Annotated in this window: 16 protein-coding genes; 8 read left to right on the top strand and 8 right to left on the bottom strand. The window is 41.6% G+C overall.

The features are described 5' to 3' along the window. Together CBF29_RS13910 and CBF29_RS13215 are read right to left on the bottom strand one after the other, a co-directional pair. Positions 1–186: hypothetical protein (locus CBF29_RS13910; RefSeq protein ID WP_211334308.1), on the bottom strand; the 186-nt coding region annotated here is incomplete at its 3' end. Positions 187–633: 447 nt separating this feature from the next. Beyond that, on the bottom strand, positions 634–1,599 hold the full coding sequence (locus CBF29_RS13215) for a Gfo/Idh/MocA family protein (protein ID WP_126810176.1): 966 nt from the start codon (positions 1,597–1,599) through the stop codon (positions 634–636). Between the two features lie 292 nt (positions 1,600–1,891). Here CBF29_RS13215 and CBF29_RS13210 point away from each other — a divergent pair, with 292 nt between their 5' ends. Continuing rightward, positions 1,892–2,326 (top strand): universal stress protein, encoded by a 435-nt coding sequence (locus tag CBF29_RS13210; protein ID WP_126810175.1) that lies wholly within the window; start codon positions 1,892–1,894, stop codon positions 2,324–2,326. A 58-nt stretch (positions 2,327–2,384) separates the two neighbouring features. Here CBF29_RS13210 and CBF29_RS13205 read toward each other — a convergent pair whose 3' ends face one another. Genes CBF29_RS13205 through murQ form a run of 5 tightly spaced genes read right to left on the bottom strand, consistent with a single transcriptional unit; the run spans position 2,385 to position 7,367 of the window. After that, positions 2,385–3,296 (bottom strand): MurR/RpiR family transcriptional regulator, encoded by a 912-nt coding sequence (locus CBF29_RS13205; RefSeq protein ID WP_126810174.1) that lies wholly within the window; start codon positions 3,294–3,296, stop codon positions 2,385–2,387. A gap of 20 nt (positions 3,297–3,316) precedes the next feature. Then, positions 3,317–4,462, bottom strand: coding sequence for an anhydro-N-acetylmuramic acid kinase AnmK (anmK, locus tag CBF29_RS13200; protein ID WP_245987400.1), 1,146 nt, complete (start codon positions 4,460–4,462; stop codon positions 3,317–3,319). A gap of 5 nt (positions 4,463–4,467) precedes the next feature. Then, positions 4,468–5,562: a DUF871 domain-containing protein gene (locus CBF29_RS13195; protein WP_126810173.1), complete on the bottom strand. Its 1,095-nt coding sequence runs from the start codon at positions 5,560–5,562 to the stop codon at positions 4,468–4,470. Further along, positions 5,559–6,458 (bottom strand): N-acetylglucosamine kinase, encoded by a 900-nt coding sequence (locus CBF29_RS13190; protein ID WP_170170083.1) that lies wholly within the window; start codon positions 6,456–6,458, stop codon positions 5,559–5,561. The genes CBF29_RS13195 and CBF29_RS13190 overlap by 4 nt, the downstream gene beginning before the upstream one ends. Before the next feature lie 12 nt (positions 6,459–6,470). After that, a complete protein-coding gene (murQ, locus tag CBF29_RS13185; RefSeq protein ID WP_126810171.1) occupies positions 6,471–7,367 on the bottom strand; it encodes an N-acetylmuramic acid 6-phosphate etherase in 897 nt (298 codons plus the stop codon). A gap of 418 nt (positions 7,368–7,785) precedes the next feature. Here murQ and CBF29_RS13180 point away from each other — a divergent pair, with 418 nt between their 5' ends. Next, entirely contained in the window at positions 7,786–8,121 is a 336-nt protein-coding gene (locus CBF29_RS13180; RefSeq protein WP_148112414.1) for a hypothetical protein, read from the top strand. Positions 8,122–8,151: 30 nt separating this feature from the next. Further along, complete coding sequence (locus CBF29_RS13175; RefSeq protein WP_126810169.1) at positions 8,152–9,447, top strand: PTS sugar transporter subunit IIC; 1,296 nt, start codon at positions 8,152–8,154, stop codon at positions 9,445–9,447. Between the two features lie 171 nt (positions 9,448–9,618). On the opposite strand, the gene CBF29_RS13170 is transcribed toward CBF29_RS13175, so the two are convergent. Next, positions 9,619–10,662: a M42 family metallopeptidase gene (locus CBF29_RS13170; RefSeq protein ID WP_126810168.1), complete on the bottom strand. Its 1,044-nt coding sequence runs from the start codon at positions 10,660–10,662 to the stop codon at positions 9,619–9,621. Positions 10,663–10,896: 234 nt separating this feature from the next. On the opposite strand from CBF29_RS13170, the gene CBF29_RS13165 reads away from it, so the two are divergent. The 5 genes from CBF29_RS13165 to CBF29_RS13145 are packed head-to-tail and all read left to right on the top strand — an operon-like array spanning position 10,897 to position 15,628. Continuing rightward, complete coding sequence (locus tag CBF29_RS13165; protein WP_126810167.1) at positions 10,897–12,537, top strand: putative polysaccharide biosynthesis protein; 1,641 nt, start codon at positions 10,897–10,899, stop codon at positions 12,535–12,537. Positions 12,538–12,595: 58 nt separating this feature from the next. Then, entirely contained in the window at positions 12,596–13,324 is a 729-nt protein-coding gene (locus CBF29_RS13160; RefSeq protein ID WP_126810166.1) for a pseudouridine synthase, read from the top strand. Positions 13,325–13,357: 33 nt separating this feature from the next. After that, a complete protein-coding gene (locus CBF29_RS13155) occupies positions 13,358–13,711 on the top strand; it encodes a rhodanese-like domain-containing protein (protein ID WP_245987398.1) in 354 nt (117 codons plus the stop codon). Continuing rightward, positions 13,712–15,358 (top strand): FAD-dependent oxidoreductase, encoded by a 1,647-nt coding sequence (locus tag CBF29_RS13150; RefSeq protein WP_126810165.1) that lies wholly within the window; start codon positions 13,712–13,714, stop codon positions 15,356–15,358. It begins immediately after the preceding gene. Positions 15,359–15,370: 12 nt separating this feature from the next. Beyond that, the gene (locus tag CBF29_RS13145; protein ID WP_126810164.1) at positions 15,371–15,628 is read left to right on the top strand and encodes a metal-sensitive transcriptional regulator; all 258 of its coding nucleotides are present in this window, start codon (positions 15,371–15,373) and stop codon (positions 15,626–15,628) included. The last annotated feature ends 139 nt before the right edge of the window (positions 15,629–15,767 follow it).

The following is a 15,767-nucleotide window of genomic DNA, read 5'->3' as shown; positions in this document are numbered from 1 at the left end:
TAACGATAGAAAAACTTCATTAATGCCCCCACAGTTGGGACAATGAGTGGGCGTATAGCTAAGAGTGGCAAAATAAAGCAGGCTGGTAAGCCCCTTTATATCAACCTCCTGACAAAATTCTTTTTCAGAAGTGATATTTTCATCTTCTAAATTTAATGAGGTTCGGATACGATGATGATGAGACATATGAATTTTCCTTTCTGAATGGGTGATGGCAATTTTATTCTAACTGGAAAATTCATATGTTTCTATTTTTTTATAACAAAATAGGTATGAATGAATTTCTTCATCTGCACCAAAAATTATACAACGAAGGAGATTGTGCGAAATGAAAGAATTCAAAAATATATTCGAGAACAAGAAGCGGATGATAGCTTCGAGACAGTATCAGTAAACGAGAATATCTGGATCCATTCAAAAAATAAAAGGGTTCTCGAATAGCGGTTGGCAGTCTTTTAATAGCCAATGAAAAAAGGACAGACAAATCATTTTCTGATTCGTCAGTCCAATAAATTATAGGGCCGGTCTATTTACTGTGTAGAAAATTAACAAACATAACTTATTCAGGAGTTCTTTTATATTGAATAGTTTTTAGTTGTCTTTATATAGCCGGCCTCTTTGACTCTTTGTTTATTAATTTTCGGGTAGCCATTGGGAGTAGAGGTTTTCAACTAAAGCGACGGTGTCTACGGTCAGCTTTTCGGTCATGATAGGACTAGTCAGTCTGCCTTTGTTAAGACAGTCGTTGACATGATCGACTTCAAAAACAAATTCACTGTCAAAGTCTGCTGAAATTTTTTCTCGGGTGCCATCAGTGTAAGTAATAAGGGCCTCTTTGCCGCGCCAGAAAGTCGGGATATCGATTTTCCCTTTAGTGCCGTGAATTGTCAGTCTGCTTGGAATCTCCAAGTTGACTCCTAGGAAGATGTTTCCTAATATTCCCCGATCAAATTGTAAAGACAGGGTGCACTGAGAATCTGTTTCCCCCGGATTGGCTACTGCCAGACCTTGATAGTTCTGGACAGGCAAATCTAAAAGATACTGTATGTATTGAAGGGGGTAACTACCAGCGCCGTGCAGCACTCCTCCACCTGCTGCCAGTGAATAAAACCATTTGATATGGTCCACACTGGGGTAAGTTGTAATGGATTGCAGCCATTTTATTTTCCCGATAGCGTCCGCCTGAAGGGCTTTTTTTACTTTTTGCGTCAATGGCAGAAAAACTGATTTTTGGGCTTCCATCAGAAAAACCTGATTATTTTGAGCTAAACGGAATAATTCTTTGGCTTCAGAAGTCTTCAGTGTAAAAGGCTTTTCGAGCAGGACGTGTTTTCGATGGGACAGTGCTAGTTTGGCCGCCTCGAAATGTCCTCTATTGTAGACGGGAATGTAGACAATATCCACATCAGAAGACTGGCAAAGGCCTTCATAACTGTCAAAGACCTTGGAGATGTTTAGCTCCTTAGCCATGGTTTGTGCTTTCCCTGTTGTTCGTGAAGCAATCGCCGTAACTTCTCCTTGTTGACTTTGCTGGACGCCTTGCACAAAACGGGGGACGATTTGAGCGGCACTCAAGATGCCGTAACGGATTTTTTTCATTTGACGCTCTCCTTTTATTTGGAATGTGGTCTTGTTTTTTTAAAAATTATGATTATCTTTCTTTTCTAAACATTATAACGAATAGTCAGTCTTCTGGCAAAGGCTAAGAGAGAATTGGACGAGAAAAGCTTGATTATAGAGTTTTGAGTTTGGACGGCTAGTTTTTTTGACTATGAAGGACTATAAACTGCTGATTCTCAAACTTGTTTTCTATAATTTTGCCGAAGAATGGGTTGAGAAATGTTTTTTTTATTTATCGGTGCTATACTTAGAGTGGAAGGAGGCGTTTACAATGGTTGATAATTATCAACGGATTTTAGTTGCGGTGGACGGGTCGGAAAAGTCGGAAAAAGCGTTTCAAGAAGCAATTTCCGTAGCCAAGAGGAATGGTGCTAAACTTTTTATTGCAGCGATTGTCAATGATGTTGAACTCACGACGAGTGCGTATGCTTTTTCAAAACTGTTGATTGAAGAAAAGAAAAAACTTGAAATTAATTTATTAAAGAAAATTGATGATGCTAGTCGGCAGGGGATAGATGATACGGTTCCGATAGTAGAAATTGGCAACCCGAAAGAATATCTCGCACACATTATACCAGAAGAGCGCGAAATCGATTTGATTATAGTCGGTGCGACTGGAAAGGGAGCTATCCAACGAGCATTGGTAGGGTCTACGACATCCTATGTGGTAACCCATGCGCCTTGTAATGTTATGGTGATTAGATAATCAAGCTTAAATGAAGATAAAATTTTAAAATAAAGGCGTAAAAATCATTCTATGATTTTTACGCCTTGTTTTTATTTGTTTTGTATTTTTGTCTGAACTTGCTGTTTTTTTTAGTCGTTTGCTGTTTGTACTGGTCAACAGATTCACGGGATGTCCGAATGCTGGCCATGTTTTCGTCATAATTTTTCAATACGTAGGTATGAAACAACAGGTCAGTCAAAATAAATTGGGCAGTGAGTGAACTTGTAGCAGCACTTCTCAGTTCAGCTTCTTTTGATTTGACCGTTTGCAGAGACAGGTCAGCCTGTTTGCTGAGAGAGTTGGCACCAAACTGTGTAATGGAGATGGTGTGCAAGTGTCTGCTTTTGGCAAGGTCATTCAATGCTAAGACTTCACTAGTTTCGCCGGAGTTTGATACCCCTATAAAAAGTGTCCTCTCTGGTGCGGAGGTTAAGCTGGCAATCAGCAAGTGGACATCCGGCTGGCAGATGCAGACTTTTCCTATTCGATTGAACTTTTGTGCAATATTTTCAGCCACTAAGTAAGAAGAGCCGATACCGTAAACGTAGATGAAAGGGGCAGCTGAAATCAGCTGTATAGCCGAAGTCAAGGTCTCGTCATCTACCAGTTGAATGGTTTCTTTCATCGCCTGATAAGCATTTCCCAACAGTTTGTTCTTGATGTCTTCAGGCGACTCGTCCGGTGAAATGTCTGTATATTGCTGAACGACGGGGGCATCTTTTTCAGCTGACAGTTGCAACTTCAAGTCAGGAAAACTAGGGATGCCAATGGATTTACAAAAACGAATCACAGAAGCAGGGCTAGTGTCAGAAGCTTTGGCCAATTCGCTTGCGGTCATTTTGATTACTTTTTCCGGCTCATTTAAAACAAGCTGGGCGATTTTACGTTCGGAACGTGTTAAGTCATCGTAAATACTTTTCACACGGTAATGGACATGCTTACTTTTCATTTGCTCCCTGCTTTCTGTTATTAATAGTAGGTTATTTTTCCTAAAATCACTTCTTTTGCTGCTCCTGTGGCACTTGGGACATTGCTTGGCAAACGCTCCATAGTTCGATGGCCTAAAATCACCATGGCCACAGCTTCTTTAGCTTCTGAAGAAAAACCGATGTCTTCCTGTATCATCACTTGGGCTTCAGGTAATTCAGCCGTGATCATTTTGACCAGTTCAGAATTATAGCTTCCGCCGCCGCCGATAATCAGTTCGCTGCCCGTTTTATCAACGTAAGGCCGTACACCTTCTGCAATCGCTTTGGCAGTGAACAACGTGGCTGTTTTTATCCAGTCGTTTGCAGGCATTTGGTATTTAGCCAGCAAATCGTGGACATAGTCTTTGCCAAATTCTTCTCTGCCTGTTGTTTTAGGGGCTTGTTTGGCGATAAACGGATGGCTCATAAACTCCGACAAAAGTCCCTGATGGATGCTGCCTTGTTTTGCAAAAGAACCGTTTGAGTCATAAGGTTTTTGGTAAAAATGCTGACATAGTTCATCAATAATCATATTGCCGGGACCTGTGTCAAAGGCCAGCACATTTTTTAGCATTCCCTCTTTAGGAATAATGGTTGCATTGGAGATGCCGCCGATATTTTGTAAAATCCGCTGCACATAGTTGCTTCGATATAAAATATATTCTGAGTAGGGGACGATGGGGGCACCTTGCCCACCCACCGCCATGTCCCGATATCTGAAATCTGATACGACATCTGTTTTTACAATTTCTGCAATCACGCTTGATTCGCCGATTTGTAATGTGGACGGTTCCAGCAAGCCCTCTTTTTGCGGATGATGGTAAATAGTTTGACCGTGAGACGCTACAAAACGCAGTGCTTCAGAAGCAAGATTGTTTTTCTTGCAAGCCGCCACAACAGCGTTCCCAAATAATTTTCCCAGCTCAAAATTCAAACTGCAAATCAATGCCACGTCCGAGTTGTCGATAGAAAGGGCGGTCATGATTCGTTTTTTAGTTTCATCCTCGAAAGGATAGCTTTCAAAAGCGGCGAATTCATAGACTGGGTCTTCCGGAGCGGAAGTGTCAATCTTAACGATTGCTACATCAATACCGTCCAGAGAAGTCCCTGACATGATGCCAGCCGCATAACTTATGGTTTGACTCATTTATTTTACTCCCTTACTTCGTGAAAGGCAAACTTTTGCCAAGGCTTGATATAAGGTAACAGTACTTGATCAGCTTCGGTAATGTGTCCTACCACATTTGTTTTGCCGGAATTTTCCATTGGGAGCAAAGCAATCTGCAATTCTCCAGCATAGTGGGCATATAATGAAGATTCAATCAAGATATCCCCTGTGTGCATCTCTTCAGTATTAAAGGTTTTAAATTCATGCCCTTTATATTTTACCCGACTTTGAGTCGAGCGGATAACGTAATCAGAAATATCTCCCCGGTTGAAATGGAATTCTTCCAACACGATTTTACGTTCTATTTCTGGTATATCGTCACGTAATACGCAGTCCAAAGTGATTTTATACGGATCGATGTTACTTAATGCTTTCAATTCTTCTTCCGATGCGAAAGCATTGGCAATGATGACATCATCGATCAAATCTGTAGCCCAGAGATGCTTGGCTTGTGTGGTAATCGGCCATTCTCTGTGCATTTCCAACGTACACAGACCTTCTTTCACAGGCCAAGGTCCAATGGTGGCGCTAGGAGAATTAACAAAGGCTGCAGTTGAAATTCCGTGTTTTTTATAGACAGTAGTAGTTTCGATGAAATGTTCATAACTCAACCCAGTGTACCGGTGAGGGTAAAAGTTATGACATCCTTGTAATTTGGCTGCATTTGCCTGGTAGCTTAGGATGTTTTCCAGATAACGCGTGCCAGAGCTGATGTTCAGTTCAATAGCCAGCTCTTGAGGATTAAATGTCATGATAGACTCTTCGTTGCCGGTGAATCCCATGTCCAGCCGAATGCCGTCTGCTCCGATTTCTTTGAAAAATGACAAATCATCGTAGCTGATTCCCAACTCGTCAAACACTTTAGGACTGATGTCTGCGATAACTTCCATACCTAATGCTGTGGCATGGGCAATTGTCTCAGAAAAATCTGCCACAATTTGTTTTTTGTCTTCCTTATCAACGGACAAAAGGCAGGTAAAGACTCTAGAAAAACCATATTTTGCGGCTAAATCCATGTATTCTTTAATATCCTCGACAGAACTGTGGTTAGGATAAACGGAAATACCAAATTTTCTCATAGCTTTTGTTCTCCTTTATAGATGTAGTAAGCTCCTTTAGCGCTGGAAGCTTCTTTTTTATGCAAGTCATAGGGGAGCTGACAGTTGTCCAAGTAACGAGTGAATGCCTCGAGTACCCTCTCATTTTTTTGAATAACACTTCCGTTTAAACCAATACTGATAGGTTTGCCGGCGAGAGGAGCTTTGTTGATCAATTGCAGTGTTTTTTTTGCCAAAGTTTCCCCAGCTGTTTCCAAGATAATTTGTGCCTGAGAATAATCCGTTGCCAGTGTTCCGATTTGTTGTGCGGCAGAGGCAATCTCTCCCTTATCTACTTGGTACACTTTTTTGGCGAGAGAAAACACATCGTCAGCGTCAAAAAAAGTCAATATTTCTTTGGAGAACGCACTTGTTTCCTCTCCAGAATCATACTCATGCAAGACATGCTGAATTGCTTTTTTAGCAATATCAAACCCGCTGCCTTCATCGCCGAGTATATGGCCCCAACCGCCCGCCCGGTACCAATGGTTGTCAACAAGTCCTAACATAATCGAACCAGTACCTGCTGTGACGACCACACCGTCCTGACCTTTCAAGATGGCATATAAGGCTAGTTGAGCATCATTCAGAAACACAGGATTCACCGGCAAATAAGAAAACTCTTCAGCCATCTTTTGCTTGAACCCTCCGCTGTCGATACCGGCGATCCCCATCACAATCATTTGACAATCTCCAGCACCTAATGTTTGCAGCAAGATGTCTACGGCCTGTCTGATATTAGCCACAGCTTTTGAATAATCAACGACCAAATTTCCGAAACCTGTAGTGGTGGTTTCCAGTAATTCTCCATCTGTAATCGTATAGGCGGAAGCTTCTGTCTTTGTTCCGCCGCAGTCTACACCAATGACATATTTCATGCTCTCCATCCTTTATTTAGCCATTTCGATAGCTTTTCTGATAAATCCATCATTTTTATCAAGCAGAGTTTGTGCTTCTTCCTTTGAAGTGCCGGTCAAGATTCGAGTAATTGCTAGCTTCACTTGTTGATCAGAATCTTCAAAATAAAAAGTTGCATCCTCTTTTGAAACACCTGTCGCTTCCATGATAATGTTTTTTGCCCGCTCAATCAGTTTTTCATTCGTCGGTTTCACATCAATCATCAGATTTTCGTAAACTTTACCTAAATGCACCATGCTAATTGTAGAAATCATATTCAAAATCAATTTTTGCATAGTTCCAGCTTTTAAACGAGTGGAGCCAGTTAAAATCTCCGGTCCGGCAGATACTTCTATCGGATAGGAAGCAAATTTACTGATTTCCGCTTCTTCATTGCAAGAGATAGCAGCAGTTGTTGCTCCAATCTCAGTTGCGTACTTTAATCCGCCAATGACATAAGGGGTTCTTCCGCTGGCGCTGATACCAATCACGATATCTTTAGCTGTCAGTTCTCGTTCTTTGAAATCTTCGGCAGCCAGTGTGGTTGAATCTTCCGCTCCTTCTACGGCAACCGTCATGGCAGATTCTCCTCCAGCGATAATGCCTTGGACAAGCTCCGGGTCTGTGTTAAACGTAGGGACACACTCTGCAGCATCAAGAATACCTAAGCGTCCGCTAGTACCTGCACCAAAATAAAATAATCTTCCGCCGTTTTTCAAACTGTAAACCACTTGTTCGATCAGAGCAGTAATGGCTTCAGCTTGTTTGCTGATAGCTTTAACGGCTTTCATGTCTTCTTGATTCATTTTCTCTACTGTTTCAAGTATTGTCAGCTTGTCTAAACCAGTAGTGTCCTCATTTCTCTTTTCTGTCGTCAGATTTTCTAACATGTTCTCATCCTTTGTATGTTTTTTTTGAAGGGGGGGCATCAGAAACTGCTCCTTCTGCACAGCGTATAGCTCAATAGTAGTTATGGACAATAAAGGGAGACTGTTTTGCCGGTATAATATCAGCAAGGGATTAAAGTTTCGATGTACTGAGAGATACAGCCAATCATTTTTTTATAAGACAGCCTTCCTTTTTTCTTATACTGATTTTACCACTTATGAAATAAAATTTCAATTTAATATTTGGTTTTAAGAAATATGTACTCTTTTATGAAATATTATTTCTCTAGGTTAAAATTATATTGAAATTAAATTTTGAACAGGATATAATGCAGTTAAGGTCTCTTTAAAAAAGTTTGATCAAGAAGACCTTGCACTGCAAAGGCTTTTATTAGATGGGGATCAAGTAAAAGTCATGAAAATGATAGGAATTGGGGGTGACACTAAAGAAATGTTGACAAATGGAAAAAAACGGGCAATTCCAGGGTTTTCAGTTAAGAGTTCTCTGTTGATTTTATTGGCAGGACTAGTTGGAGGTATTATTTTCCCTTATTTTTTTTATGAATTACATTGGGACACCCGTATCGCCGTCATGCTTTTTCTTCCAGCACTTATTTCCGCAGCTATTGCTTATGGTCAATGTTGTATTGAAACTGATGCCGGCATTTGTAAACGTTTTTGGATAATTTTGAGCTTTTCGTTTTTCATTTTAGAGGTACTTTCGTATTTTTGGTTGTATAAAGGATTGATATTTTAGTAAGGAAACTTACTAGTTAGGGGTGGAAAAATGTTAGAAAAATTTACAAATTTTGTTGAGACTAAATTATCTGGACCCATGGATAAATTGGCTAATCAAAGACACTTAAGAGCGATTCGGGACGGGATTATTGCAGCATTACCGTTAATTATCATTGGTTCTTTCTTCTTGATTTTGGCTTTTCCTCCGCTTCCGGCGGACTGGGGCATCTCTGAGTTCTTGACAGCTAATGCTGCCACAATTTTATTACCTTATCGTATGACGATGTACATCATGTCTTTGTATGCGACGTTTGGGATTGGTGCAAGTCTAGCGAAAACTTACAACTTGGACGTAGTGTCTGGTGGAATTTTAGCAACGATTGCATTTCTGTTGACGTTCATTCCGGTCAATATTCCGGCAGAGGCTGCAGAAGCAGCTGGGACAGCCGGTTTCGTGCTGCCTATGGCGAATTTAGGCGGCGGCGGTATGTTTGTGGGTATTATTACTTCTATCTTGGCAGTTGAAATTTATCGTATAACAGACAAATCAAAATTCAAGATTACAATGCCAGAACAAGTGCCCCCAGCGGTCGCTCGTTCTTTTGAATCACTGACGCCAACATTGATTGTTATTCTAGGTATGGGCTCAATCACTTATTTCCTTGGCTTCGATTGGCATTCAGCAATTGCAAAAGTTGTATCGCCGTTGGTAAGCGCGGCAGACTCTTTACCAAGTGTCTTGCTACTGATTTTTATGATTACTTTTTTCTGGGTGTTTGGTATTCACGGTGTATCTATCGTTGGGTCCTTGGCACGTCCGGTCTGGCTGCAATTATTAGAGGGCAACACAACAGCCCAAGCAGCAGGAGAAGCTTTACCTCACATTGCGGCGGAACCTTTCTTCCAATGGTTTATCTGGATCGGCGGCTCTGGCTGTACGATTGGTTTAGCAATTCTTCTGGCTTTCACTGCCAAATCTGAGTATGGTTCTAAATTAGGGAAGGCAATCATCATGCCATCTATTTTTAACATTAACGAACCAGTTATTTTCGGGGTACCAATTGTTTTAAATCCGATTATGATGATTCCATTTGTTGGGACACCAATGATTACTGGAATTATTGCGTGGTTTGTGACAAAAGCTGGTATGGTTAATCCGGTGACCGTCACCGCTCCGTGGACACTTCCGGGACCTATTGGTGCGTTCCTTGCCACAGGGGGAGATTGGCGAGCAGCTGTTTTGAATTTAGTCTTGATCGTTGTTTCGATTATCTGCTATTACCCATTCGTTAAGATTTACGATCAAAATGAATTGGATAAGGAAACAGGGGCAGTGGCTGCCTAATAGTTGCCTCAATGATTTAAGGGACTTAAAAATATTAGAGTGATATGGTTTGATCACATCAACTCTTCAACAGTAAAAAGACCAGCGGCTTTAGTTTCCGCTGGTCTTTTAATTTTGGGTTAACTGTCTGCTGCTTTGTCTCAAGAAAGAGAGACTGGCACCTTCCGATTGCTATACAATATCTGACATGGGACTGTATAGATAAGCGGAGACTAACGCTTCTGCGGCGTTGATAGATTCTTCATGGGTCCGCTCAAAAGCATGGCTGGCATCGATTCCTGCGCCGATTAATCCGTGCCTGACATCTGCGCCCGCCTTCATGGCTGCGGAAGCATCACTGCCATAGTAAGGATAGATATCTAACTGATATGGAATTTTTCCTTGTTGGCAGAGATGGACCAGATGTTGGCGCAAGCCTAAATGATAGGGACCGCTGGCATCTTTCACGCAAACAGACACACTGTATTCATCTGTTTGCTGATCGTCACCGATAGCTCCCATGTCAACGGCGAGGTATTCTACAACCTTTTCAGGAATGTTGGAATTCCCGCCATAGCCTATTTCTTCATTATTGGAAATAAAGAAATGGGTTGTATACGGCAATTTTTTATTTGAGACGGTCAATTTTTCTAAAAACTTTAACAAAATAGCCACGCTGACCTTGTCGTCTAAGTGTCGGGACTTAATAAATCCAGCAGGTGTAATCACAGTGCGCGGGTCGAAACTGATGAAATCTCCTACATTAATTCCCAAGGCGCGGGTGTCATCGGCAGTCTTTACTTTTTCATCTAGCCGAAGTTCCATATTATCTTGATTACGTTCTGCGCTTCCTGCATCCTTGTAGACGTGGACGCTGGTTTGATGCATTAGAATCGTGCCGGTAAATTCGCTCCCATCTTGCGTATGGATGGTGCAATATTCTCCTTCGATTGAATTGTAATGAAAGCCCCCGACCAAATCCAGTTTGATTCGTCCGTTTTCTTTGATACTGCGCACCATCGCTCCTAAGGTATCGACGTGAGCAGTAATAAAGCGTTCTTGTTCTGAATGTTCTCCCGGTACGGTGAGTATCAGGCTGCCCTTACGATTGACAGTGGGGTGATAGCCAAGAGTTTCTAATTGTTTTTTTATCCACTGAATAATCGTCTGAGTGTTTCCGGTCGGTGAAGGAATTGTTGTTAATTGCGCTGTAAGATCAATAGTTTTTTCTATCATAATGTTTCCACCCTTTATAAACTTTCTTATGGCCTAAGCGTACCAATTTATTCGATACGCCGGTCATTGTCCAGTAATAGTGTATCGTTTTTTTGTTTTTTTTACAAAGATTTAATCGACCTGTTTTCATCCTGTTTTAGTCAAGGGATTAATTTAACAAAGGATTGCATTCACAAAAAATAACCTTTACAATAGGGAGAGTATAGATAGCAAGTAGAAAGTTGGGTAGGACACATGGAAACTCAAACGAGAGATTTTGAGCAAATTAACCAGGAATCTAAGTCTAAAATGATTCGTGGGTCCATCTGGATGTCTGTGGGAAGTTTTGCTTCAAGACTGCTAGGGGCAGTGTACATTATTCCTTGGTATTTATGGATGGGCGAAAATGCTAAATTAGCCAATAACCTCTTCACAAAAGGTTACAATATTTACGCCTTATTTTTAATGATTTCTACCGCAGGAATACCCGGAGCCATTGCAAAACAAATTTCTCACTACAATTCTTTGAACGAATATAAAGTGAGTAAACAGTTATTTAAACGAGCCTTGATGCTGATGGGGATATTCGGTTTGGCATGTGCAGGAGTGATGTTTTTTGGCGCTCCGATTTTAGCGGCTGGGAATAAAGATTTGATTCCAACCATGAGAGCCTTGAGTACGGCAGTGCTGATATTTCCGATTATGAGTGCCTTTAGAGGGTTTTTCCAAGGGAATCACAACATGATGCCTTCAGCTGTGTCGCAAATCGTAGAGCAGATTGCTCGAGTATTTTATATGCTGACCGCCGCTTATGTCATCATGAAAGTGAGAGAAGGAAGTTACGTGACTGCGGTCACTCACTCTACTTTTGCGGCCTTCATCGGTGCTTTGGCAGCTTTAGGCCTTCTGGTGTGGTTCTATCAAAAACAGATGCCGAAGTTTGCGGCACTTGAAGCGTCAAGTGTAGGCAAGTTGGAAGTATCAACCAATGAATTACTGAAAGAAATTGTTCGTGAAGCCATTCCTTTTATCATCATTGGTTCAGCGATTACGATTGTGAAAATTTTTGACCAGTTTACTTTTGAGCCGTTGATTCATGCCTTTACCAATTATAATCAGACACAGGCGGAGGAGCTTTTTACTTTGTTCAGCGGCAATCCTGATAAGCTGACGATGATTACTATTTCCATTGCCACTTCATTGGCAGTGACTAGTCTGCCTTTGATTACCGAGTCATTTACTGTGAAAAATTATAAGGGATTGGCCAAGCAGGTCAGCGATAATTTTCAATTGTTCTTTTTTGTCATGATTCCTTCCACGTTTGGGATGATTTTATTGTCAGAGCCGTTGAATACATTGTTTTATAGTCATGATAACTTAGGGGCGTCGCTGTTGCGGCAAGCTTGTTATGTGGGCATCGTTTTAGGATTCTATATTTTAGTTTCCACCACACTTCAAGGACTTTACGGCAATAGACGGGCCATTCATTTTCTTGTCGTCGGTTTTGTCGTCAAAATAATTTTACAAGTTCCTATGATTTATATGTTTGAAGTTTACGGACCGTTGTTGTCATCGGCCATTGCATTTTTAGTTTCCGGGTTTTTGACCGCCAGAGAAATCTATCGCCTGACCCATTTCAATGTCAGTTTTACCGCACGGCGGACATTGCTGATGATGATCTTAACGCTCATTATGTTGCTTGGTGCATTTATCGTCCGGCAAGTATTGTACCTGTTCCTTTCCCCTGCAAGCAAAGGTCAGTCATTAGTGATAGTGCTGGTAGTTGGGATTGTCGGTGCGGCTATTTACGGTTATCTGTCCTTGAAAGTTCGTCTGGCAGATAAACTGTTAGGAAACAAGATGCAGGGGTTGCGAAAGCGGCTAAATATAAAATAAGTTTGATGAGGACATCTATGATTATAGGTGTTCTTTCTTTTTAGAAAGGATAAAAGCTATGAAAGTACGTTTAGATAAAATGTTGAGCCACTTAGGTTACGGCAGTCGCAAAGAGGTAAAACAACTGCTGAAGAAAAAAGAGATATTGGTTAATGGCGTGTCCGTAAAAAACAGCGGTCAGCTGATAGACACAGAAAAAGATCAAGTACTTTTGAACGGAGATGCCCTTGTTTATGAAAAATATGTTTATTATATGCTGCATAAACCAAAAGGCGTGATTTCAGCAACGGAAGATGCAAAGCATCGGACGGTCTTGGACTTAATCAGCCAACAAGATGTCCGGCCGGATTTATTCCCAGTCGGCCGCTTGGATAAAGATACGACAGGATTGCTGCTTCTGACTAATGACGGGGCCCTTGCTCATGAGCTGTTATCTCCTAAGAAAAAAGTCCCCAAGTGTTATTTGGCACTTGTTGAGGGGATAGTGACGGAGGAGGATGTAGCATTATTTAGTCAGGGGTTTGAAATAGACGGCAATGAACGGGTACAGCCCAGCGAACTGGTGATTGAAACAAAAGACAACCATCAAAAGCGAACCACAGTTTCACTGACGATTGTTGAGGGAAAGTTTCATCAGGTGAAAAGAATGTTTGCGGCTGTGGGTAAGAAAGTACTGACCCTCCACAGAGAATCTATGGGCGGGTTAATATTAGATAAAGAGCTTCATCCCGGTGATTACCGACGGCTGACAAAAGCAGAATTGGAAATTTTAAAAAAACAAGCATAAACATTGACTGCATACCCGAGGGGGGTATATGATTTGTTTTATCAAATTAACAATAAGAGTGAGGAGAAAATTATGTTTCTATTCGATAAAACCCCTTCGGTCAGCGGTAATGAGCTGATAAAAAAATTACCGGCAAGACCAACGATTTTAGATATCAGGCAAAAAGATGCCTACGTGAACGGTCATATTCCCGGAGCAAAAAATGTGACAATGGATAAATTAACTAAAATGAAACTTTCCAAAAAAGATGCTGTCTACGTTGTCTGTTATTCTGGCATGAGCAGCAGAACAGCAGTCAAAGAATTAAAACGTCAAGGCTATGACGCCTACAGTATTAAAGGCGGCATGAATTCATGGAACGGACCTGTCAAAGGAGGATTGCAGTAGATGAAAGTAATTATTGTCGGAGGCGTGGCAGGAGGTATGTCAGCAGCTACGCGATTGCGCCGTTTGGACGAAAATGCAGAAATTATTGTCTTGGACAAAGGGCCTCACGTGTCCTTTGCCAACTGCGGACTGCCTTACTATGTGTCAGGTGAGATAGAAGAACGGGAAGCCCTATTACTGCACACCCCAGAAAGTCTAGGGGCACGCTTTAATTTAGACGTACGGGTCAATAGCGAGGCTGTCGACTTGGAGACAGATAAAAAACAATTGAAGATAAAGTTTGGAGAGAAAGAATATTGGGAAAGTTATGACAAACTGATATTATCTCCGGGAGCCAGTCCCTTTGTGCCTCCAATTGGCGGGATTAATGAAGCAGAGAATGTCTTCGTCTTGCGTAATGTTCCAAACCTAGATGCAGTGATGGCATTTATTCACCAGCATCAGCCGAAAAAAGCCACAGTAATCGGTGCCGGTTTTATCGGGTTGGAAATGGTGGAGAACTTGGTAGAAAGAGGGCTTGAAGTCACCTTAGTGGAAAAAGCACCCCACGTGTTACCGCCATTGGATGAGGAAATGTCTGCCTATGTGGAAAAAGAGTTGCGTGAAAATGGTGTAGAAGTCATCTTGAATCAATCAGCCACAGAGTTTCTTGACCATGGGAAAACCGTTGTACTTGAAAATGGGGAACAGTTGGCAACAGACATGATTATTTTGTCAGTAGGGGTTGTTCCTGAAACAGCTCTTGCTAAAAAGGCGGATATCGCTTTAGGCCTGCGCGGGGCAATTCTTGTGGATGAAGCATATCAGACTAGTGCCAAAGATGTCTATGCTGTTGGGGACGCCATAGTGGTGAAACAACAGATAAACGGCGAAGATGCACTTATTTCCCTAGCATCTCCTGCCAACCGGCAAGGGCGGCAAGTGGCGGATATTATATCAGGCATGAAGCGTACAAATAAAGGTAGTATCGGAACAGCGATCGTTCGGGTATTTAAAATGTCAGCAGCTTCCACAGGATTGTCTGAAAGACAAGTCAAATTAGCAGGTTTACCTTATGAGGTTGTTCATGTCAGCGGGAAAGACCATGCGGGATACTATCCCGGAGCCACATCAGTGATGTTAAAATTGGTTTTCGATCCGGAAACCGGTAAAATTTATGGAGCTCAAGGAGTGGGAGAAAAAGGTGTCGATAAACGAATCGATATTTTAGCCACAGCAATTAAAGGTGATTTGACGGTAGCAGATCTTCCAGAATTGGAATTTACCTATGCTCCGCCGTTTGGTTCAGCGAAAGACCCTGTCAACATGTTAGGCTATGCAGGATTGAACATTATGGAAGGCTTGACGGATTTAGTCCAGTGGCACGAAGTATCAGACAAGCTGGCTCAAGGAGCGGTATTATTGGATGTCCGCAATCAGGCTGAATTACTCTCAGGCGAGTTTGCTAGTTCGCTGCATATTCCTTTGAATGATTTGCGTGAACGTCTGCATGAATTAGACCCGGAAAAAGAATATATTATCAGTTGCGCCAGCGGACAACGAAGCTATATTGCCGAAAGAGTCTTAAAACAGAAAGGGTTCAAGGCAGCAAACTTAGACGGTTCTTTCGGACTTTATCAAGTGGTACGTCCACAGGAGATTAAATAAAGCGGTGATGAAATGAAATGCGATGAAAAAATCATGAATCGCTTGAAAAGGGCAGAAGGGCAAATGCGGGGCATCCAGAAAATGATGTCTGAGGAACAAGAATGCGAAGCGATTTTGACACAGCTATCGGCAGTCAGATCAAGCATCGACAGCATCATGGGCATCATGGCATCTGAAAATATTCGCGATTGCTTTGAAAACCCTGCGGCAGACCCGACAATCCAAGAAGAAAAAATTAAAAAAGCGATGAAAATGATTCAAAAATTATAAAAAAAGATTTAACCTGGATAATTCATACTTATTTGAAAAAACAAGATAAACACTTTTGTGACGGTGTTTATCTTGTTTTATTTTAACACCCTTTGGGTGTACAAAAAGAGCCCCAATCTGTTATGGTTAAAGCGCCTAA

The sequence above is a fragment of the Vagococcus elongatus genome (genome assembly GCF_003987645.1).
In the GTDB taxonomy this organism is placed as follows: domain Bacteria; phylum Bacillota; class Bacilli; order Lactobacillales; family Vagococcaceae; genus Vagococcus_A; species Vagococcus_A elongatus.
Note: the sequence above shows the minus strand (reverse complement) of the source record. Positions and strands in the feature narration are given on the sequence as shown.

Excerpts from the sequence above, each read along its gene's own strand:
- CBF29_RS13215 (WP_126810176.1), bottom strand. The coding sequence starts at position 1,599 with ATGAAAAAAATCCGTTACGGCATCTTGAGTGCCGCTCAAATCGTCCCC.
- CBF29_RS13210 (WP_126810175.1), top strand. The coding sequence starts at position 1,892 with ATGGTTGATAATTATCAACGGATTTTAGTTGCGGTGGACGGGTCGGAA.
- CBF29_RS13205 (WP_126810174.1), bottom strand. The coding sequence starts at position 3,296 with ATGAAAAGTAAGCATGTCCATTACCGTGTGAAAAGTATTTACGATGAC.
- anmK (WP_245987400.1), bottom strand. The coding sequence starts at position 4,462 with ATGAGTCAAACCATAAGTTATGCGGCTGGCATCATGTCAGGGACTTCT.
- CBF29_RS13195 (WP_126810173.1), bottom strand. The coding sequence starts at position 5,562 with ATGAGAAAATTTGGTATTTCCGTTTATCCTAACCACAGTTCTGTCGAG.
- CBF29_RS13190 (WP_170170083.1), bottom strand. The coding sequence starts at position 6,458 with ATGAAATATGTCATTGGTGTAGACTGCGGCGGAACAAAGACAGAAGCT.
- murQ (WP_126810171.1), bottom strand. The coding sequence starts at position 7,367 with ATGTTAGAAAATCTGACGACAGAAAAGAGAAATGAGGACACTACTGGT.
- CBF29_RS13180 (WP_148112414.1), top strand. The coding sequence starts at position 7,786 with ATGATAGGAATTGGGGGTGACACTAAAGAAATGTTGACAAATGGAAAA.
- CBF29_RS13175 (WP_126810169.1), top strand. The coding sequence starts at position 8,152 with ATGTTAGAAAAATTTACAAATTTTGTTGAGACTAAATTATCTGGACCC.
- CBF29_RS13170 (WP_126810168.1), bottom strand. The coding sequence starts at position 10,662 with ATGATAGAAAAAACTATTGATCTTACAGCGCAATTAACAACAATTCCT.
- CBF29_RS13165 (WP_126810167.1), top strand. The coding sequence starts at position 10,897 with ATGGAAACTCAAACGAGAGATTTTGAGCAAATTAACCAGGAATCTAAG.
- CBF29_RS13160 (WP_126810166.1), top strand. The coding sequence starts at position 12,596 with ATGAAAGTACGTTTAGATAAAATGTTGAGCCACTTAGGTTACGGCAGT.
- CBF29_RS13150 (WP_126810165.1), top strand. The coding sequence starts at position 13,712 with ATGAAAGTAATTATTGTCGGAGGCGTGGCAGGAGGTATGTCAGCAGCT.
- CBF29_RS13145 (WP_126810164.1), top strand. The coding sequence starts at position 15,371 with ATGAAATGCGATGAAAAAATCATGAATCGCTTGAAAAGGGCAGAAGGG.